Genomic DNA, 20,291 nt, shown 5'->3' on the forward strand with positions numbered 1-20,291 from the left:
ATTCATCGCAAATCTTTAAATTGATGAGTTATTTGACTTCAGTCCTCATCATTAGCGCTAAGCGCATAACTAATTTGTTCAAAGCTGTAGCCACGATATTGAAGAAAACGCACCTGTTTGGCGTACTCTTTTTGGTCTTTCGCTTTAATCCCTTTAAATTTCTTCTCTGCGGCTTGTTTTGCTAACTCGAACCAATCTTGCGGTTCTTCTTCCATTGCTTTGTCCACCACCGAGTCCGCGACTCTTTTCTGCTGCAATTCTTGTCGGATGCGCCTCTCTCCGTGGCCTTTGTAGACATGTTGGCGAACTTGGCTTTTGGCATAACGCAGATCATCAAGATAGTTGTGATCGATACAAAAGTTCACGGCCTCTTGAATAGCGTCTTCTTCATAACCTTTCAGGCTCAATTTCTGGTATAGCTCGTATTCGCCATGATCTCGGCGACTTAGCAATTGAATAGCGGCTTCTTTGCTCGATAATGTCGGTGGCTTTCTTTGAAACATCTGAAATAAATATCTAGATTCTAAATACAACAAAGCCCCGCACATAGGCAGGGCTTAAATTACTAATAATGAGGTAGCTTATAGCTCTTGCTCTGGCATCTCACCTAACTCAGCGTCATCTGGCTGAACTTCCGCTGGTGACAGTAGCATTTCACGTAGCTTAGCATCGATCGCTTGGGCAGCTTGTGGGTTCTCACGTAGGAATTTACCAGCGTTTGCTTTACCTTGACCAATCTTATCGCCATTGTAGCTGTACCAAGCACCGGCTTTTTCAACTAGCTTGTGCTTAACACCTAGGTCGATTAGCTCACCTTCACGGTTAAAGCCAGCGCCATATAGGATTTGCGTTTCCGCTTGCTTAAATGGTGCCGCAATCTTGTTCTTAACAACCTTGATACGAGTTTCGTTACCAACCACTTCGTCGCCTTCTTTGATAGAACCAGTACGACGAATATCAAGACGAACAGATGCGTAGAACTTAAGCGCGTTACCACCTGTGGTTGTTTCTGGGTTGAATGTACTATTAACTAAACAGCACTACAATGTCCGAATCGGCAGTTGAAAGCCTAAAGCAATTGAACGAGAAAATCCACAAGGGAAACTAACAAACGCAAAACAAACTCATTAACACTATTAGTTTGCTTTTTTATGTTCCCCTTTAAAAGAGTTTTTAAGAAGCTCCCCAAAATACTCAAACAACCCTACCCTAAACTGACGAGTCGAGTTTGCGGAGTTCTTGTAAATTCGACCTTTAGAGTCCAACTCCATAACCGAGCAGTCAGACCAATGTTTTGCATTTTTACTATAATCTAATTGCCCAAGAGCCTTACCCGCAGCTTTCAGCTTTTCACCTGAAGCACCATTCAATACTAGTTGGTGGATGGTTAACCCTAATGCTTGCCAAACTTGAGGGGATAATTGATAGCCTGAGCGGTTAGTAGTAAATGCCTCTCGCTGAGCTTCAAGCCACTCTCTCAAAAAAACAGTAATAAAATCAAGGTACCCATCTGAGAGTACAGAAGAGATTGTTTTTCCATTGGATAAAGTGATGTCCTTTGACATTTTACTGTATTCTTGCGTTCCAACTCCCGCAACGGCACCAACTATCGTTTTAAATAGAACATACGGAGTTGTTATGTAGCGCTCTGAGACTTTCACATGCTTTGAGTCAGTTTTAATGCCACCGAATGACTCCATATCTGAATCAGCAATGAGCTTATCCACAAAAGGCTTCAATGGATAATATTCATCTGATATCAGACCTTTGCTATCAACAACATGAGGTAAACTCATTGAAGAGTCGAAAAGTAGACTCTGTTTAAATAGCCCAATAACATCAGCACTATCTAAGCCACGTTGATCATCAAAAACCACCCGGACTTCTACATTTTCCATCGCTAAACGCTGCCTGAGTTCACTCTTAGAGTTCGCTTCTTTAACACTAAGTCTTGAGCTAAAGAGAAATGTTTTGAGTCCCAAGTTTTTGCATATAGCAACCAAGCCTAGAAGGTTACCAACGATAAAAGCATTCGAAGAATCATATTTTAAAAATGGGCTTCGACCCGAAGAATCTACGTAACTAGGCTTCCCCAAAATAGCGAATGTTAACGTCAATGGCGCGCTGATCGACTCATTCAACACTCCACTCTCTAGACTTGCTTGAATTGCTTGCACCCTTTCAACATTTGTTGCGTTCACAGCAGCGTCTGGAACCCATGCGAGGTCAGGCAGAAGCTTGCTCACACAGAAATAGGCTTCAAGTTCTATCATTGGCATAGTTGTAATCAGCGTTTTTAAAGTCCGCGTCTGTGAAGAGAGCAGCATTCCACTGATTTTTTTTTCTGAAAGTTTCAAGTCTTTTCATCCAGTTAACTAACTAGCAAAGTCTAAAGTAAAATTAAAATTTGATCCGACATGATTGTCGGATCAATAATTAGAAACAACATTGCTAGACATTCAAATTTAAATGTCTGTTTTTTAGCCGTAATACAGAGAACTGCCATATGACAAATAAAGCTAAGGACAACTTGAACGAAATCTCGGATGAGGCTTTAGAAATATCTATCGTTGATAGTCTTGTTGAGCGATACGAGGATAAAGAATGCACCAGTTATCTCGCTAGCTCGAAGAAGCTGGTCGAAACTGCAACAACAGTCCTCTCTTCAATACAAGTTGAAGACATCTTCAAATCCAAAGCGCGTTACTACTCAGGCGTCAGAGCTGTCAAGACAACCCTTAAACACCTCGTAATCTACATTTCACCTCAACTCGCCAGAGATATGCTGAAGTTTTCCCAAAGAGGTGCAATCAATGCAAAAAACAAAAATCGCAAACTGAATAAAGCGAAGGTCAAGAAATACGCCGAGGACATGAAAAACAATCAATGGTGCTTAACAGGGGAGCCCATTATCATTTCTGCCGACGGAGAAATTTTAAATGGACATCATAGATTAGAAGCATCATATCAAGCTGGAGTGGGGTTTATTGCCCCTATAACTTATGGCGTAACAGATGAGCTATCCTTCGCTCATATCGATGTCGGGAACATGCGCTCAAGGTCTCAAGTTCTGGAGATGGCCGGAGTCAAAGTAAATGCTAGTGTACTATCCCGTGTGGCTATGCTATCGAAAGCTTTTGAAATTACTTCTAACCCTTACGCATTTAGAGGAACTCAAGGAACTTCTTTCCAACCCGCAGAAATACTAGCTTACGTAGAAGAAAACGAAGAGCTTGCTTTGTCTGTCGACTTTGTAGCAAAAATCATTAAACGCCATAAACTGGAAAGCCAAGCATCAGAAGCTATCTATGCTTTTGCGCACTGTTTAATAAAACAAAAACTCAAAGATTATCCTCAAAATAAAGCTCTGCCTCTCTCCCCAGAGGCCTATCTAACACGAATCATTTCATCACTTGGATTAGAATCCGAAGATGATATTGAGTTTCAAGTTCGAAACTATCTTCAGTCACTCGTCACTGAATCTAGCTCTTACTCCTTGCTCTGTAAACTCTCAGCAATTTTCAAAGGATGGAACATGCATCTAGGGATTCCAGTCGTAGGAAATAAGGTTACTGTACGAAGAGTTGCGCGCTTTAGGAAAGATGAGGATGGAAACAAAATACCAGTTCCATCAGCAGGTAATATAAATGAAGCATTTACCATCCCATGCTTAGAAAAAGGCGTCACACCAAAGCGAATTTTGCAGCAAGCTAACATGAAAAACATAGGAAACGCTTCCCAATCAAACTAGTGCCACGAACACCTATTATTGAGATTTACCGAAGATTTGTGACTCTGATGCTGGCTGTGAAGTTTATCAAAGGTTGTGTCGTTATACATCAAACGAGCGATGCCCCTCGATGAAAGACAGATAATCCAAATCAATCGAGTGCTCAGATTCCTCTCTCGATGTCCACAAAAAAGCACCTACGATAGGTGCTTTGACAGTTTAATATGGGCTACTAAAATCTCACGTTTGCACTTATCAGTCGAGGTCTGCACGTGAGTAAACATTTTTTTGGTATAGTGTATTCCGCTTATTTGTATCGATATTGAAGTATGATATCGCTACACCAAAATTAAAACGAGAGCCTACGCTTTCAACATCAACGTACCTGTCTGAATTGTAATAGCGAGGGTATTTGTAAGCATCATAAACATCAAACTGATCGCGGAGGCTTTTCGAACTTATAGCTTGGGGAGGGATAGACAACTCCAAGTCCTTGATCGTATCAGCATTTTCACCCCAATAAACAGTAAAAGATTCTATGTTAATGAAGTTGTTCGTTTTATTTGTAACTTTAAGAACACCATTATCAATTACTGCTTGGATATTTTGATCTTTTGCTTCAAACACAACTGGTAACATGTCATACACGGCTGACTTAACTTGAACATCAACTTGATATTCGTCTCCGGCAGTTAGGCGATATGGCGAGTAATCATACTTAATGTTTTTAATTCGTTGATAGCTCGGTGGCAATTGAATTGACACCTCTATATAAGGCTCAACTAACTCAAGTCCTGCACCTTTAGAGTATTTAAGCTCACCCGAAACCATATTCAATCGAAGACCATCCTTAATCTGTTTACTTAGCTGCGCTGGATAAACTGATGAAGCATGAACATCAACGTTTATACGCTCAAGCGCAGAAGTTAACTCTGCCTCCATTATTTTTTTCTGTTGAACGGCTGAATCAGGCTGGGTAAGTACTTTGTTGTAAGTTTTCACAGACTCTTCGAGCAGTTCATCCACATACTCATTGAAACCATTGTCCAAGCATAGTAAACAGTCTCTGATTCTCTCTTGCTTGCCATGCCATTCTCTGCTCATAATTTCACGAACAACCTGATTATCATTGTTGATAGTAAAATCGTACTGATAATCCATATTGGTTCCCCCTAGGTAAGCAATACGACTTCCCGAATTATGCGATGAGCGCTCACTGCGACGTTGTGGGTGAGGGCTTGCCACAAATGGAGATGAATCATGAATTGCTTCGAAAATTATGGAAAACAGTTCATTTTTCTCTTCCAGAGCTAAGGGGGCTTCTGCAAGTTTTAGTGTTTCAATTTCTTTAAACTCTTCATTCGTAGTGCTTCCAGAGTTTGATGCACACCCTAGTAGTACAGTGGACAGCAACAATAATATTGTAATTTTTCCCATGAGAATCTTTATACTCCTATCGTTATATTCTCGCACACGAGCATTAATCGTTTCATACCCAGATGAAATTAATCTGGGACTTCAAACTTGTAAGCTTTTCCTTCAACCAAAACATATGGTGGCTGATTGTAAGTCGCGGTTTTATATTGAACAGCCCAATCAGGAAACTTATCTTTTAATGGTAAATTAAAACTGGCCTGAATCGCTTTTTCATTCTCTGTTATCCTGCTTAAGTTGAACGTCGCAAGGTCGGAAAAGTTTGCTACATCATATATCGAGACAGAAGGTGAGTTTCTTGACGCAATACTCCAAACCCAAGCCTTATAGCCCCCCAATATTTCAGGAGCGTAAGCAATTACAGGTTCCTTTACGCGAATTAGATAACGACATTGTGTATCAACTCGCTCACAGGTTGGATGTGTGAAGGGCTGTCCCACACCATAGTTATATTCGGAATCGATATCTTCTAGTTCCAACCCCATATTTTGCATTAAAGCGATAAAATGATTGAAAACGTATTTCCTAGCCTCTTCGGAACTATCTGCAAGCTCGTAAGGCAGGTAAAATGCCAAATTATCGTAGTCTCTTGCTGTTTTCTTTTCTGTAGAACCTGCCCCCAGAACAAAACTCGTCTGAGCGCTATCCGTTGCTAGATCGTGAGAGATTGAAGTTGGTAAGCCTAAAGACTTTGCGAGGGCAAAAGAGACCACATATCCCGCTAAACTACTATTAAGTCCTGCTTCAATCATCGCAGTTTCTCGACGTTTCAGCAGCTTCTCCGCTTCGCCTTTGGGAAGGTCAAAAGTATCATTGATTCCCATCGCTTGAGCGTAGTTTTGTGCAATAGAGTGCTCTGGGTTATACGTATAGGGGTGCTGAGGTAACTGGGTTGGTTTAACTGTACAACCAAGAATCAAGCTAGCCGATAGACTTACAGTTATTATATTTTTCAATTTTGTTCTTATCTGAAATGTTCAAAGAAGCAATCTTATGCAACCACTCAAATCATACAATTAAATTGTTTAGAAACAGTGATATAAAATACGAAATAAACTATAGATTGAGCACAAAACATTCAAGCAACATTGGTATTTCAACTAGTCTAAAACGAGCGTAAAACTCAAACTTTCACTCTAAAATTGCATTGATAATGAGGGGAGCATTCCGCCCTGAGACGAATAATCCATGCGTCTCAGGGGGTAAAGTTGGCGAAGCTATTGATACCATCCATCAGCCAGCACTTCAGCTTGCTCTAGCACAAGCTTGATTGCTTCTTCAGCCGCATCAGGTGGGTATTTCCAACGGCGCAATAAGCGACGTACAAGGTTACGCATCCTTGCTCGAACACTCTCACGTTTTTGCCAATCAACAGTCGCTGATTTACGTAGTTGCTGAGTAAGTTCGATAGCTAGTTGACGTAGGTTATCGTCGCCTAATGTCCTCACAGAGGCTTCATTTGCAACCAACGCTCGGTAAAACGCAATTTCATCGGTAGACAGGTTGAGCTTATCCATCATCTCGCTATCTGCCTGCATTTCTTTAGCCCATTGGATTAGCTCTTCAATTACCTGTGCTGTTTCGATATTGCGGTTATGGTATTTTTGCAGTGTTGACATGATACGGTCAGAATACTTTTTCTCCTGTACCACGTCGTTTTTCATCCGCGCTTTGACTTCATCACGCAGCAGCTTCTCAAGCAGCTCAACGGCAAGGTTCTTCTCTTTCATGTTCTTCACGTCTTCCAAGAACTCTTCAGAGAGCAAGCCAATATTGGGCTTATCTAAACCAACGGTTTTGAAGATGTCATCGACTCCATCCGCCACAATTGCGTTATTGAGGATCTGCCTCAAAGCAGAGTTTCGTAGCTCGTCATTACGTTTTTTATCGACTGTCGAATGCTTTAAGAATGCGGTCTTGATCGCTCCGTAAAAGGCGATTTCACTCTTATAACCATCAACCTCATCCAAGGTATTACACAGTGAGAAGGCTTTCATAAGCGCTGCCATAACATCAAGAAAACGGCGTTTTCCATCACGAACGTCTTCGCCTTTGCTGTTGCGGTGTGAAAGACCTGATATATGGTTCACGGCTCCCGGAAGCAGTTGCAGCGGTTTGGTTTCAAAATCTGGACGATAGTTGAAGATGTGCCCATCAACAGGCGTAGCAAACATGCCACGAATCACGTCTATTTTTTCCATGAAGACAGCGAAAGCTTCAGCAGTATCGACGGTAGGCTTGCCTTTCCCTTGGCTGTTGGTATAGGTCTTCAGTGCGTTTTTAAGCTCATTGGCGATACCAATATAGTCAACCACCAAACCTCCGGGCTTATCCTTAAACACACGATTCACACGCGCTATCGCCTGCATCAGGTTATGGCCTTTCATTGGCTTGTCGATATACATGGTATGGCAGCAAGGCGCATCAAAACCCGTTAGCCACATATCACGGACAATGACCAATTGCAGATCATCACTGGTGTCTTTATAGCGTTTCTCGAACAGCTTCTTGGTCTTCTTATCATGGATATGAGGCTGCATTTTTACTTTATCAGCGGCGCTGCCTGTCATGACGATTTTAATCGCGCCTTTATTTGGATCATCGCTATGCCATTCGGGTTTGATAGCCACAATAGCATCGTATAAATCCACACAAATCTCGCGGCTCATGGCAACGATCATAGCCTTGCCCGGAAAGGTTTCACAGCGAGTGGTAAAGTGCTCGACCAAATCTTGGGCAACTTGTTTGATTCGCGGCTCTGCACCAACCAGTTTCTCAAGTGCAGACCATTGTGATTTAATTTTCTCACGACTTTCCGTTTCTTCGTCTTCGCCTATTTCTTCTTCGACCTGATCGTTAAGCGCTTCGATTTCATCTTGGTTAATATCGAGCTTGGCTAAGCGAGATTCGTAATAAATCGGCACGGTTGCGCCATCATCGACCGCGTCTTGAATATCGTAGATAGAAACATAATCACCAAAGACACCGCGAGTATCTTTATCGTCCATCGATATCGGTGTACCTGTAAAACCAATAAAAGCGGCATTCGGCAACGCGTCACGCATGTATTTGGAATAACCATAAACATAACGCTGATCAACCACATTGCCATCTTCGTCTTTAACATCTACTAGGCGAGCTTTATTGCCATACTGGCTGCGGTGAGCCTCATCGGAAACCACCACGATATTCGAGCGTTCAGAAAGAATCGGATGTGCCATTTCTTCATCGAGCAGCGCAAACTTTTGTACGGTTGTGAAGATGATGCCACCGGATTGACGATTAAGAAGTAAATCGCGTAATGAATCACGATCTTCAGCCTGTTGAGGGATTTGCTTCAACGTTTCCTGCGCCATCGTAAAGGTGTTAAATAGCTGGCCATCTAGGTCATTACGGTCAGTCACCACTACTAAGGTTGGGTTATTCATTTCTGGTTGTTGCAGCAATTTACTTGCGTAACAGACCATCGAAATGCTTTTCCCGCTGCCTTGGGTATGCCAAACCACGCCAGCTTTTTTGCTTCCGGGCACCACCGTATTGGCATAGTTTGCTCGTGGCTCGGTGACTTGGTCAGAGGTTGTAGCCGCGATAACAGTCGCTTTCACCGCAGCACGCACGGCATGGAATTGGTGATAACCTGCGATTTTTTTGATGATCTTGTCGCCATCATTTTCGAACAACACAAAGTAACGAATATAATCGAGCAATAGTTCAGGCTTAAAGAAGCCACGTACCATGGTCTCTAATTGTAATTCGAGTAGTGGCTTATCGTCTTCATCCTCGATGGTTTTCCATGGCAAGAAACGTTCTTTATTAGCCGTTAACGAGCCGACTCGCGCCGTCCAGCCATCAGAAATGACCAGCGCTTCATTGAACACAAAGAGATCAGCGATTTCTTCTTTGTAAGTTTGGATTTGATTGTAAGCATTCCAAATATCGGCGTGATCATCGGCTGGGTTTTTCAGTTCAATGACCGCCATTGGCAAGCCATTGATAAAGACAATCACATCTGGCCTGCGGTTGACTTTGGTGCCCGTTATTGTGAACTGATTGACTACTAAGAATTCGTTATTCTCGCGGTTGTCAAAATCAATTAATCGAACATGGGTGTGTTTAGTTACCCATTGATCGTGCTCCATCACCGAGTATTCAACGGGCACACCTTCGATTAAATATTGGTGAAAAGCTTTGTTATTTTTGATCAGGACTGGCGTTTGCGGTGTGGCAACGATTTTCGCTACTTCGATTAAGGTGTCACTGGGCACATTTGGGTTTAAGGTTTCCAATGCCGACACTAAACGTGCTTGTAGCGTGACCTGCTGATAGTTTTCACGTTCAGGCGTATCACCATCTGGTGCGATGTCATAGCCATTTTGGTATTGGTAACCTAGCTCTTTAAACCAATCGAGGCATTGTTGTTCTAGTTGGTCTTCAGTAATCATTAAGCCTTTATCCTTATTATTTATTCCATGCGCTCTTAATCAACCGTCCGGTTTGGTTATAAATGCCAACCTGTTCAATGTAATGGTGGAAATCCCTATTTTCAGAGACGATTCGGTTTGCAGATTGCCAATCCACGTTGACTCTCTCTTGAGCTGGAATGAGTATTTGGCTATCAAACAAAGATTCAGTATCCAGAATCAGCACGCCAATCCCGTGCAAGCTCGACAACATTTGCAGCTCACCTTCAACGTCGCTATTTAAGCCTGTGGCAACAAGGTAGCCAAAATTGGCCCAACTCGAATTCGATACGGCTTGGAAAAAGTATTTTCGTACATTGCCTTTGGTAAGATGTTTCTTTACTTCAAAAGACCAAAGTCGAACCGAGCTGTGATTCCCACTGCGCACACAGCTTCTCACAATTTCATCCCAACCTTGGTCGAGCGGCTCTAGCGCCACCACATCAGGATGTAACCAGTGATTGCCACCGTTGCCATGAGAGTTTTTAGATTTACGCTCGTCAATGCGCTGACAGTAAAGACCCAAATCCTTGCTGAGGTACTCAATCAACATTGGGTAGAGATCGTGCTCGCTTAAGCTTTGCGGCACGAGAGGCGTATCGATGTCTGATTCATCTGCATCGCTAAGATCATCTTCCTGATGAGCAGATGTAAGCTTCTGCTCCCAGTAATAAACCCGAGGTCTTGGTTTGTCACGAGTGGCGACATTAGGACAAACGATTTTCGCTCTTTCAGTGCGTTCCCCACCAATTTCTGCCGCGAGCTGGGCGATAAGCTTTTCTTCGGTGTTGTATCGCGGGTTTGCTTGCTTCTCAGCGATTTCTTCTGGATAGCGACGCACAAATTCTTTGGCTAAATCCCGAGCAGTAAACTTCTTGTCGGGGTTCGCCTTGAGCGTTTCGATAATCATTTCTACTCGGGTTGCCATTATTCGACCTCTGCTAATTCTTGAGCTTGGCCTAACTCGATTTCGCCGGAAAGCAATTTAGGAAGCAACGTTTCACGAAGACTTTCTAAGTTATGATTCTCTTCAATATTGTGTGTCATTTTATCGAGCATTGTAGCGAGCAATTCTCCATACCTTTCCAGCACTGCATTAGATGGAATTGGTACTTCTAGACTATTTAGAACTTTCTGATTCAACAGTGGTTGTGCAGCTCCGCCAGCATGCTGATTTAGGTCAAGGAACTTCAACAAGTACAGCACAAATGGTAGCTGTGCTTTACCGCCTTTCGCTGTCGCAACTATAGTGTTATCTGATGCCCAGAACTGTGAATTGCAATATTCAATAGCCCCACAGTAAGCTCCTACACGACCAATGATGACAGCATCTTCAAACTTAGCTTCTTCGCTAAAACCAATTATTCCATTAGCTCCGTACAGAGGAAACTGACCGCTATCTGACTTCGTGCCTGACTTACCATTAGCAAACTTAATCAACTCTGATAGCTTACCGACAGGCCAACCTTCAGGAATCAAACCCAACTCAGACTCAACAAGCTTTTCGGGGAATAGCGAGGCAGTAGCAGCATCCATTCCCTCAGGCTGCTCACCATTCATCTTGGCTTTTACGGGGTCGAAATCGACAAACCACGATTTGAAGATGGCTTTCGCCATTTCTTCTAGGGTTTGGTTGGTAGCTTTATTTAGCTGCAACTTACGATCGATGGCGAGTAAAAAATTACCTATTGCTTGTTGATGTTCTCGGTTCTCGACAAATGAGACTTCCATTTCTTTGATTGAATCACGAGAAAGTTCCGTTTGACCAGTTGTTCCCGTGGCAAAGCTTTCAATCAAACGTTGCTTTGACTTCATCAAATAACCAAAAAATAATGGATCAATTACGTCCTTGTCTGGTCTTACAATAGTTACATGAGTATCTACCGTAAGATTAGCTTCATTACCTAAAAATTGACCTACACGCCCTAATGTTCCAACGCCTGTCGAATTTACAAGTACATCATATTTTTGCACTAATTTTTCTGTAGGCACCTTTCTCTTAGATAGATCATTTAAACGGGCGAGTTCGAGATTGACTTGATAATCTCGAATACACTTTTGATTAACTACAATAGCCGCCCCATCGATGATATCTGTGTACTTCGGGGCAATACCTCTCGAAACATAAGTTGTTAGCTCATCAGTTTTAAAGCGCATAACCCAACCCCGCTAGGTTCTTCTTGATCTCAGCTTCTAGCGTTGCTGATTCCGCAAACTGCTCGCTCAACTTGGCGGTTAGCGTTGCCATCTTCTCACCAAATGGAATGCCGTCATCCAGCTCTTCTGCGGCACCAACATAACGCCCCGGAGTGAGCACAAAATCGTGTTTTTTAATCTCTTCCAAAGTTGCTGATTTGCAGAAGCCCGCTTGGTCTTCATACGCTACGCCATTAACTTCTTCACCTGTTTTCCAAGCGTGGTACAGGTCAGCGACTTTCTGGATATCATCACGAGTGAAATCACGTAGTACACGGTCTTTCATATAGCCAAGGTTGCGCGCATCAATAAATAACACCTCACCTTTGCGATCACGCAGCTTACGACCTGATTTATCGGTACGTGCTTTTTTGTTTTTGGTTAAGAACCAGATACAAGCAGGGATCTGGGTGTTGGTAAACAGTTGCCCCGGAAGCACCACCATACACTCGACCAAATCGTTCTCGACTAAGGCCGCACGAATTTCACCTTCGTTGTTAGTGGTTGAACTCATCGAACCATTGGCAAGTAACAAGGCTTGAGAACCATCCGGTGCAAGGTGGTAAAGCATATGCTGCATCCAAGCAAAGTTAGCGTTGCCTGAAGGAGGTGTGCCATATACCCAGCGCGGATCGTTATCATCGACACCTGTATTCCACTCTTTCATGTTGAAAGGCGGGTTCGCCATGATGAAATCGGCACGTAAATCAGGGTGTTGGTCATTGGTGTAGGTACTGGCAGGCTCACCAAATTGACATTCTAGTCCCCGAATAGCCATATTCATCCCAGCAAGCTGCCAAGTGGTGTAGTTGTATTCCTGACCGTAAATCGAGATTCTTTGCTTTTGCGTGAGCGGGTCAATCTCTTTTTGGTTAGCGCGACGTTCAATAAATTTCTCTGATTGCACAAAGAAACCACCGGAACCCATTGCGGGGTCATACACACGGCCTTCAAACGGTTCAATCATCTCAACAATCAGCGAAACGATTGATGCAGGCGTATAGAACTGGCCGCCTTTCTTACCTTCAGCAAGCGCAAATTGGCCTAAGAAGTATTCGTAAATATGACCAAGAATATCTTTGCTGTTAAGCGACTTATGATTGAATGGAATGGTCGCGATTAGGTTAATCAGTTCATTAAGTTTTGACTGATCAATTTTTAGAGCGGCGTAGTGCTTGTTGAGCACACCTTTTAGCTTCTGGTTATCGCGCTCAATGCCTTCCAGCGCGTTATCAATCAGATGTCCAACAGACGTGATTTTTTTCGTCTTACCATCAATGACCAAATCGGCACCACCAATGACCATCGGGCCATTGTCTTGCAGGAACTTCCAACGAGATTCTGTCGGCAGCCAAAACACATTTTTCTCTTTGTAGTAATCGCGCTGTTCCAGCTCAATCGCGATTTCTTGTTCAAGTTCTTCTGCCGAGTAACCTTCAGGATCGAGGAAATACTCGTGGTCAGGGTTAGCGAAGTCTTGTTTTAGTTCTTCTTGGCGAAGCGTGAAGGCGTCAGACACGTACTTAACGAATATTAAGCCAAGCACCGCATGTTTGTATTGAGAGGCATCGAGTGACGCACGGAGTTTGTCTGCGGCTGTCCAGAGCTTGCTTTCCAGCTCTTTCAGGAATAGTTGTTCTTGTTCGTTCATTACGGGTTTCTTGAGTTCCAAAAATTGGCCTTATGATACCAGTAACTAAGTAAATAACCTCGATTTCTGGCTTACTTAGACATGTTTTTATGAAGTCAGGAGCACACAATGATAACTTAAAAAGAGCGAGAGTCGCCTAATCATCCCCTAAAAACTTCGTGTCGCCAAAATGCAGGTAGTGACAAACTAATAGCACCGTTACGCTGCTCTCTGAAATCACATAGTGTGGTTCTAAACAAACTGTTATGCCTGATTTTTAAGGAGACATAGAACATGGCAAAAGGTAAAAGCGGACGTGGTCCATCAAGTCATCCGGGTAATGGCGGAAACTGGCCCTCAACAACAGGAAATAAATCTGGGGGAGGTCGCGGAAACGCACCTTCGAAGAAAGGCTAAGCGAGTGAAGAACGGGCCTGTTTTCAGGCCCATAAAAATATCATGACAGTTAAACAATATCGTTTCCCCACTATCGGTGAAGTCGTTAAAGAGCTCTTTAATGCAACAGGAATTCTTCCACAAAAACACGCTCAGACTTCGGTTGTTATGGATGAAAAACACAAAAAAACCATCCAAAAAAGTCTAGAAAGACTAGCTAAAGAAGATTCAAAAATTGACTCGCAACTCGATGACGCACTCGATATTTTTTCTAATATTCTTTATGAGTTAGTAGAAGATGAGAAACTGACTTTAGCGTTTATGGCATCGGTACAAGATACACTTGCGCAATATAAGGACTTGGTTCGTGGTGAAGGGACGTATCTTTCTCTCGCAGACACTATCAGATGGGTCATTCCAAATAGGCTAATTGATCGTGTCCTAACCTGCCTATTTAAAAATAGTCTTGCCTTCCAAGTAAACCATTTTAATAGTGAGTTGCCTGATAACACATTTTGGTGGCTCCCTGAGTATGATCATCGGCGCGATAATTGGTGTTTTCCTCTAACCAAGACATGGCAATGGATATATACCACTCAAGGTATGTCTCAAACTAGATTTCATAATCCTATGAGAGATGACTCTTCTTATCAATTTGATAATGAGCTTATTGAGAAGTATAAGAAATATGAACGTAACCTTGAAAATGCACAACGATGGACGAGTGGTAAACAGTTACCTAACATCCATGCACTAGTCAAAAACTTAGATGAATCGTTGGCCGCTTCATCTTATTGTTTCGATGAAAACATGATGCAGTACAAGTGCTATAAAATGATGCTTTTAATCAGTAGGCTGACTACATCTATCACCAAATCAATTCAAAAAAGCTACGGTAATGATTTTCTGGTTCAATTGATTCGAGATATTAAAAAACAGCATCGCCGTTACAAAATAGAAACATTGAGCTTTGAAGTCGACATCCACAAGGCGCTCACCTCGGTCTCAACTCAACACACAGAATATCTACAAGCATGGCGTGACCTAACTCAATATTTTTGGGGGTTGCGTGCCGATAACCTCATAAAAAACCTATCAAAAGTTGAAAGATATTTAAAGCAGCATGGCTCTCAACTCAGTAAACATAGACGGACCAAAGTTTTAATCAATAATTTAGGTGCATCGAATGTTTACGCCCTAGTTAATCAAACCAAACATAGTCCGAAAGCGTCGATTCCGACAATGTTCCCGAATCTCTTTACACATGGGCTCAATTTAAAAAGCAAAGCAGTATCCTTACAAGAGATCCAAGGTTACAAGCAAGAGGTTGAATCTGCCAAGCTGCATGACAGGCTTGGCTGGATAGTAGAGTGGGCAACCGCCACTTACTACTACAGAAAGGAAGCTTATAACGATGCTCACTTACACTACTCACAGGCTTTTAAACTTGCGCGTTATGTGGCGGGGAACCAGCAACACCTTCTAGTGAATCAGTACATTGAGAGCTGCGCTAAAGTACAGGATTATCGGGAATTTAAGAAAGCGGTCGCATGGGCAAACTACCTTGACATTAAAGTTCGTTGGTTGCGATCTTTTAAGAACCCCGAAACAGAAGAGAACCTTCGTTTTTTATACCGTTTTATGGGAATAACTAGATATTGGAGGCTTTGACAGAGAACAATTGAGTAAAAATCTTTCGAACAAAATTTTGTTACATCAACTTAGTGTTCAAGTAAGTTGATGTAGAGTGATTTACTGATCTTGAGCCTCACATAACGACTTGAGTTTTCGTCAAAAACGTCAGATTTTTCTCAGAAGTGGGTATATATTAGTGCAACAAAATGCACTACTAGGATGGACACTATGTCATATACGGGTTACCAAGAAATATCCATAGAACAACTCGAAGAGCTTGAAAACGAAAGGCTAGAGCTTATTGAAGGCTTCAAAGAGCATCTTGCCTTGTTTTGTAAACTCCTAAACGTCGATTTAGACCAACAAGCAGCTGTAGATTCGATAAGTAGATCAACACAGGTGCGTCTTTCTTCTCATAAACATATTCCAGAGAAGAAAGATGGCATGCCTATCGCAGGCCAAGGTTACTTAAGCGTAAAAATGAGGGAAAAGGTCAAATCTGAGGCTTCAGCTATTGTTACCAACCTTGCCCGCGACATTGCAAACTCATCACAAAAGCTACTAGTCAACGATATCATCTTGCGAGGTTCACCTGAATCAATCGCCGAAAAGCTTACTCTTCATTGCCAGTTCGGCCATAAACGATTCTACGATGTAGACCCAATCCCCAACGTCCCATCTGTTCATCATTATGAGGTAGATGCTTTTTCTAAGCGCCATCTTCTGGATAAAGTAAAAGAGCACTATGTAAGCCGATATCACCGATATAGACTTTGGGATGGAAAGGCGATCGCCCACTTAACCAGCTATCTTTTTACCGAAAAAAGCCAAGCTCACCCTTTCCATCAAAGTCCTAACTTGATTCACCTGTTAGACGACGACCCGAATCCAATTCAAAAAGAATGGTTCAAACGTGAGTGTCTTGATTGCTGGTTAGAGTTTCAGGAAGCACCGCCTTCACATGCCTATACCGAGCTCGCGTACCCAGACGATAACGGTGTTATTTTCGACGAATATATACCTTTAACTATGGTTGGCGAAGACGTTTGGAATGCACTGTATGAGCGCTATCAAAACAAACTTGAAGAGCACATCAAGTATTCTGTTTAGTGCGCAATTACATACCCTATCAAGTGCTTTGAAGAGACTAAAAAGGACAATCAATGACAGCAACTATTTCTGTAACCAAAAGTGCAGTATTCGAATTAATCATGGCGGGCATAGAGGCATACGCAGTCAAACACCAAGGTAGCAAACATGTCTCTGTTGAAACGGGAGCTCTTCTATGGGGCTACGTTAATAAAACCCATCCATTTAAGTGTACGGTGAAGCATGTCTCTGTTGAGACTTCAGCGAAGCGCACAAGATCGTCAGTTGAATTCAGTAATGATTCACTGAGACTTAAAAAAGATATTGCCAAAGTGTTCGGAGAGCAACATCAATACATAGGCACAGCCCATTCTCATCCTTATCTACGGGAAGAGTTCGTTGATGCAGCAAAGATCAGGAAAGAAAAGAGATATCAGTTGTCTGCCCCTGACCATAACTGTGAGTACGGTAATCCAGAAATCGAAATCGGCGGCAAATCCTATAGCGTATCTCTTATACTCACTCTTCACGCGATGATGAAAGCGAACGATAAGAAAGATCAGTCTTCTATTGGAGAACCAATGATTGAGTTTTCCCTTGGTAATATCAAGTGCTGGCTCTATGGAAGAGTTTTCGAGCATAAAGTGAAATCGTCGCTTAGTGACGAAGAGCGCAAATCTTTTGGATGCTATGACCTCCCCCTAAGCAAATTCAGTGACGATGATATTGTTCCAGTGCCTATCAACACTGAGCTGAAAAGTGATGTTTTTATCGACACATTGTGGAAGGACTTTGGTAGATTGACCTTCTCCGGAAACAAGTCTGAATATGATGTAGCTGCTGTTTCAGAACGACGATGGAGATGAAAGCTATAGTATTGGATTCTGATTAAGTTCGAGAATAACGCTAGTTAAGGTGGCCTGAAATGTAGAGGTCGGGCGCCTTAATCAGCAAAGCAAGGGAGATTTACGGAGTAACAAAGGGGAGGCGGTTCAATGGTGTAAAAACACTACTTAGACAAAAAGAAACAACTCCGCTCCATTTATCTCAACAATAACTAGCAAATAGAACTCAAGGATCTGACTTTAGATATAAGCTCATCAGTGACACCAAGGCCCCAATTTGAAACCAGATAGCGTTCATCTACTAAATCGGGACCACAGTCCCCACAAGCATACCAAGACGCATTCAACGTAAACGCATGAGATAGCATTCTTCTCACAGGGTCACTATCATCCAAACGGCTTCTTATAGTTACATCTGGAGCCAATTCATCGGCATTAAACAACCCAGCCTCAATAAGCAGGGTTCGACTGTACTTGGTACCAAGGGGGTAGAGCTTAAATCCTGACTCTACAGCAGCCCTACGAAGCCTTTCAATACCTGCTAGGTCAGGTGTTACCGCATTGAGTAAGTTGACTGGAGAGCCACAACGCCACCTTTCATAGGCATGTAAAATGCTTTTGTCACTTCGTAAGTACTGTTGAGAATAGAAAAGGCTGAATGTATCAAAGTACAAAATTTTCATTGGTTAACTTTCTATAAACAGAGCATAGCCTTATCGTACACTCAACTTTGATAAGTAATACTAGATATTATACATCTACAGATTAGCCCGATTAGAGTTAACTGTATGTATTGTCACTTTAGTTCTTTACGAACCCAAGGAGCTTTCGCATGCTTGCCGTCACCTTTTGGTAGATCCTTTCGTGCAATCAGCTTCGCTTCAAACGTAAAGTCTGTAGATATTTTTACTATTAATAGCTTGTTGAAATTCCCTGCGCGTTTAACCCTAACTTCATCTTTGCTTTTCTCAGGAGATATAGTTTTTATCTCGATGAAGTCATTCCCTAGCTTTCCGTCAGAGCCTTTAGTGTGCGGTTTATGCCGCTTAATACCATACTCAATTTCAGCATATAACTCACCCAACTCACCCCAAATCTGTAAATAACGATTTGTAAGCTTGTAAAATGCTTCGGCACTGTCAACTAATTCTTCAAAAATCGACGCTAACTCAGGGTTAATTTCAGGTTTATCCAGACTGAAATTGCTATCTATGACTTCCCAATCATCAGAAGAATACCCAAAATCATCTGGGTCGAACTCATAAGGGTTATATCCACAGGCTGCTGCTTCTGCTATTTGATCAGCACTATAACCTTTGTTGTACATATCATGTAAATGCTCCCAGTCTCCCATATTCTCTCCTTTAGCTAAACCTGAACGTAAATCCCTAACGCCCTGTTAAGGTATGAGCAACGCATGGCAAAAATGCCAAGTGTTGCGAATCACTCTTAAAATGTTTGTCATGTTTTATTTACTACGAGTAAATCAAATGAGTACCGAGCAAAAATAGATAGTATTACGGCGACCCCAAGGAAATAAATGCTAGAAAGCAACCTTTCATAAGCCCCCTCCAATCCAAATTCTGGATAAAACTGTACTAGCCACAATCCGAATAGTAAGCCTGAAATTGTTCGAATTGCATTGAGCGGTTGATTGACAATAAACACATAGACTTTACGAAGCCTAGAACGCTCGATACGCTTGAACTTGTATGCTTTTGCGACAAACCAAACTACTATACTCAATGGTGCAGACAATACAAACCACATGTTGATACTATCCATATCAACGAGAACTTCAGACAAGAACCACTCAATCATAGTTGGAACAGTAGTCTCTAGCGTGATGTAACCGACTTGATAAGAAGCTAGAAAAATGCACACAAATGCTGGAAATGGCAACCATGTATACGTCATTTTAATCAGTTCTTTCTTCAGTTGTAGCTTTATGATTTTTCGCACTTTTCTCTCCTTAAAACATAACGTCAATTTAAGGTATGAACAACGCTAACATCTTATCTAACGAATTGTTTCCTAAATACTAAACCAACTTGAAATGAATGCGTCAAGCCTGTAAATCACTCTTAAATTTATTGTCAGCCATCGCTCATTTTGCTGATGATGAACTGTGCTCTTGCTTTGACTGAAATCTTAGGGACTTCAATTAAGTCATAGCCAAATTTAATATATGCACTCACTATTTCATGATATGTCGCTATTGCTTCAGCAAAGTCCTGCTTTCGCTCAGCGTCATTCTTGTAGATTTCTTCCCAAGGCGGAAAAATGAAAATTTTACGGCAATAAGTCAGTTCACCACATTTCGCTAACAAAAGATCCGATATAGGTATACGCTCAAACTTACTGTATCCATACGAGTCGATAATACTTCGGTCGAAAAACGTAATTTCAGTACCACCATAGTTTTCGTAATTGTCGATTTCTTCAATGACCATTTCGTCGCGGAATGCGGCCTTGTCCAACCAAGGTAATGCTGTGCCTTGCAATTCTACTTGGGCTTGGATAACTTTTCGCCCAACTTCAGGTGCACAGGCGTAACCCATTTGGCTCAGAAACTCGATAACTGAAGTCTTCCCTGACCCCGGACCACCTGTAAAAACTACTCGATTATTCAAACAAAACTCCATAGACGTATAACGGCCTGTTAAAAGATGAGCAACGTAATACCGAAGCAGCCGCAAACCACCTTAATCACAAAAACCAACGCATAGTGAAAATGTCACGCGTAGCGCCCACCCTGTTGAACAGTTTGTTAACTGCACTTTTTTGCAATAACTAAACCATGGTTGCTACTACCAAGCAATGATGGCTCTACATACGTAACAAGGTGATACTTCAACCAAGCTTGATACTGCAGC

Annotated in this window: 16 protein-coding genes and 1 pseudogene; 4 read left to right on the forward strand and 13 right to left on the reverse strand. The window is 42.2% G+C overall.

Features of this window, described 5'->3' with window-relative positions; genetic code table 11:
* Nucleotides 1-38: 38 nt before the first annotated feature.
* The 3 genes and pseudogenes from recX to LYZ37_RS12755 all read right to left on the reverse strand — a co-directional run bounded on the left by recX (nucleotide 39) and on the right by LYZ37_RS12755 (nucleotide 2,357).
* Complete coding sequence (recX, locus tag LYZ37_RS12745; RefSeq protein WP_272785717.1) at nucleotides 39-503, reverse strand: recombination regulator RecX; 465 nt, start codon at nucleotides 501-503, stop codon at nucleotides 39-41.
* A gap of 78 nt (nucleotides 504-581) precedes the next feature.
* Nucleotides 582-1,016, reverse strand: a pseudogene (gene recA / locus LYZ37_RS12750) (recombinase RecA); the annotation flags it as partial.
* Between the two features lie 120 nt (nucleotides 1,017-1,136).
* The gene (locus tag LYZ37_RS12755) at nucleotides 1,137-2,357 is read right to left on the reverse strand and encodes a hypothetical protein (RefSeq protein WP_272785718.1); all 1,221 of its coding nucleotides are present in this window, start codon (nucleotides 2,355-2,357) and stop codon (nucleotides 1,137-1,139) included.
* A gap of 149 nt (nucleotides 2,358-2,506) precedes the next feature.
* Here LYZ37_RS12755 and LYZ37_RS12760 point away from each other — a divergent pair, with 149 nt between their 5' ends.
* Complete coding sequence (locus tag LYZ37_RS12760; RefSeq protein ID WP_272785719.1) at nucleotides 2,507-3,751, forward strand: chromosome partitioning protein ParB; 1,245 nt, start codon at nucleotides 2,507-2,509, stop codon at nucleotides 3,749-3,751.
* A gap of 234 nt (nucleotides 3,752-3,985) precedes the next feature.
* Here the strand turns inward: LYZ37_RS12760 and LYZ37_RS12765 are convergent, their stop codons facing one another.
* From LYZ37_RS12765 to LYZ37_RS12790, 6 genes are all read right to left on the reverse strand, one after another.
* Nucleotides 3,986-5,167, reverse strand: coding sequence for a hypothetical protein (locus LYZ37_RS12765; RefSeq protein WP_272785720.1), 1,182 nt, complete (start codon nucleotides 5,165-5,167; stop codon nucleotides 3,986-3,988).
* A 68-nt stretch (nucleotides 5,168-5,235) separates the two neighbouring features.
* Nucleotides 5,236-6,120, reverse strand: coding sequence for a hypothetical protein (locus LYZ37_RS12770; protein ID WP_272785721.1), 885 nt, complete (start codon nucleotides 6,118-6,120; stop codon nucleotides 5,236-5,238).
* 261 nt (nucleotides 6,121-6,381) lie between these two features.
* Nucleotides 6,382-9,606, reverse strand: a complete 3,225-nt coding sequence (locus LYZ37_RS12775) for a type I restriction endonuclease subunit R (RefSeq protein WP_272785722.1) — start codon at nucleotides 9,604-9,606, stop codon at nucleotides 6,382-6,384.
* A 16-nt stretch (nucleotides 9,607-9,622) separates the two neighbouring features.
* A complete protein-coding gene (locus LYZ37_RS12780; RefSeq protein WP_272785723.1) occupies nucleotides 9,623-10,552 on the reverse strand; it encodes a COG2958 family protein in 930 nt (309 codons plus the stop codon).
* A complete protein-coding gene (locus tag LYZ37_RS12785; RefSeq protein WP_272785724.1) occupies nucleotides 10,552-11,781 on the reverse strand; it encodes a restriction endonuclease subunit S in 1,230 nt (409 codons plus the stop codon). Before LYZ37_RS12785 ends, LYZ37_RS12780 begins: the two co-directional genes overlap by 1 nt.
* Entirely contained in the window at nucleotides 11,771-13,471 is a 1,701-nt protein-coding gene (locus LYZ37_RS12790) for a type I restriction-modification system subunit M (protein WP_272785725.1), read from the reverse strand. Before LYZ37_RS12790 ends, LYZ37_RS12785 begins: the two co-directional genes overlap by 11 nt.
* Before the next feature lie 438 nt (nucleotides 13,472-13,909).
* Between LYZ37_RS12790 and LYZ37_RS12795 the strand changes: the two genes are divergently transcribed.
* From LYZ37_RS12795 to LYZ37_RS12805, 3 genes are all read left to right on the forward strand, one after another.
* Nucleotides 13,910-15,517: a hypothetical protein gene (locus tag LYZ37_RS12795; protein ID WP_272785726.1), complete on the forward strand. Its 1,608-nt coding sequence runs from the start codon at nucleotides 13,910-13,912 to the stop codon at nucleotides 15,515-15,517.
* A 192-nt stretch (nucleotides 15,518-15,709) separates the two neighbouring features.
* The gene (locus LYZ37_RS12800) at nucleotides 15,710-16,591 is read left to right on the forward strand and encodes a hypothetical protein (protein WP_272785727.1); all 882 of its coding nucleotides are present in this window, start codon (nucleotides 15,710-15,712) and stop codon (nucleotides 16,589-16,591) included.
* A 53-nt stretch (nucleotides 16,592-16,644) separates the two neighbouring features.
* The gene (locus LYZ37_RS12805; RefSeq protein WP_272785728.1) at nucleotides 16,645-17,436 is read left to right on the forward strand and encodes a hypothetical protein; all 792 of its coding nucleotides are present in this window, start codon (nucleotides 16,645-16,647) and stop codon (nucleotides 17,434-17,436) included.
* Nucleotides 17,437-17,627: 191 nt separating this feature from the next.
* Here the strand turns inward: LYZ37_RS12805 and LYZ37_RS12810 are convergent, their stop codons facing one another.
* From LYZ37_RS12810 to LYZ37_RS12825, 4 genes are all read right to left on the reverse strand, one after another.
* Nucleotides 17,628-18,098: a hypothetical protein gene (locus tag LYZ37_RS12810; protein ID WP_272785729.1), complete on the reverse strand. Its 471-nt coding sequence runs from the start codon at nucleotides 18,096-18,098 to the stop codon at nucleotides 17,628-17,630.
* A 113-nt stretch (nucleotides 18,099-18,211) separates the two neighbouring features.
* Complete coding sequence (locus tag LYZ37_RS12815) at nucleotides 18,212-18,769, reverse strand: hypothetical protein (RefSeq protein ID WP_272785730.1); 558 nt, start codon at nucleotides 18,767-18,769, stop codon at nucleotides 18,212-18,214.
* Nucleotides 18,770-18,876: 107 nt separating this feature from the next.
* On the reverse strand, nucleotides 18,877-19,377 hold the full coding sequence (locus tag LYZ37_RS12820; RefSeq protein WP_272785731.1) for a hypothetical protein: 501 nt from the start codon (nucleotides 19,375-19,377) through the stop codon (nucleotides 18,877-18,879).
* 134 nt (nucleotides 19,378-19,511) lie between these two features.
* The gene (locus LYZ37_RS12825) at nucleotides 19,512-20,048 is read right to left on the reverse strand and encodes an AAA family ATPase (RefSeq protein ID WP_272785732.1); all 537 of its coding nucleotides are present in this window, start codon (nucleotides 20,046-20,048) and stop codon (nucleotides 19,512-19,514) included.
* Nucleotides 20,049-20,291 lie beyond the last annotated feature (243 nt).

Source organism: Vibrio tubiashii (assembly GCF_028551255.1).
Classification (GTDB): Bacteria; Pseudomonadota; Gammaproteobacteria; order Enterobacterales; family Vibrionaceae; genus Vibrio; species Vibrio tubiashii_B.

Bases quoted from the DNA above. Each gene is read 5' to 3' on its own strand.
- recX (WP_272785717.1), bottom strand. From the start codon at position 503: ATGTTTCAAAGAAAGCCACCGACATTATCGAGCAAAGAAGCCGCTATT.
- LYZ37_RS12760 (WP_272785719.1), top strand. From the start codon at position 2,507: ATGACAAATAAAGCTAAGGACAACTTGAACGAAATCTCGGATGAGGCT.
- LYZ37_RS12765 (WP_272785720.1), bottom strand. From the start codon at position 5,167: ATGGGAAAAATTACAATATTATTGTTGCTGTCCACTGTACTACTAGGG.
- LYZ37_RS12775 (WP_272785722.1), bottom strand. From the start codon at position 9,606: ATGATTACTGAAGACCAACTAGAACAACAATGCCTCGATTGGTTTAAA.
- LYZ37_RS12780 (WP_272785723.1), bottom strand. From the start codon at position 10,552: ATGGCAACCCGAGTAGAAATGATTATCGAAACGCTCAAGGCGAACCCC.
- LYZ37_RS12785 (WP_272785724.1), bottom strand. From the start codon at position 11,781: ATGCGCTTTAAAACTGATGAGCTAACAACTTATGTTTCGAGAGGTATT.
- LYZ37_RS12790 (WP_272785725.1), bottom strand. From the start codon at position 13,471: ATGAACGAACAAGAACAACTATTCCTGAAAGAGCTGGAAAGCAAGCTC.
- LYZ37_RS12795 (WP_272785726.1), top strand. From the start codon at position 13,910: ATGACAGTTAAACAATATCGTTTCCCCACTATCGGTGAAGTCGTTAAA.
- LYZ37_RS12800 (WP_272785727.1), top strand. From the start codon at position 15,710: ATGTCATATACGGGTTACCAAGAAATATCCATAGAACAACTCGAAGAG.
- LYZ37_RS12805 (WP_272785728.1), top strand. From the start codon at position 16,645: ATGACAGCAACTATTTCTGTAACCAAAAGTGCAGTATTCGAATTAATC.
- LYZ37_RS12810 (WP_272785729.1), bottom strand. From the start codon at position 18,098: ATGAAAATTTTGTACTTTGATACATTCAGCCTTTTCTATTCTCAACAG.
- LYZ37_RS12815 (WP_272785730.1), bottom strand. From the start codon at position 18,769: ATGGGAGACTGGGAGCATTTACATGATATGTACAACAAAGGTTATAGT.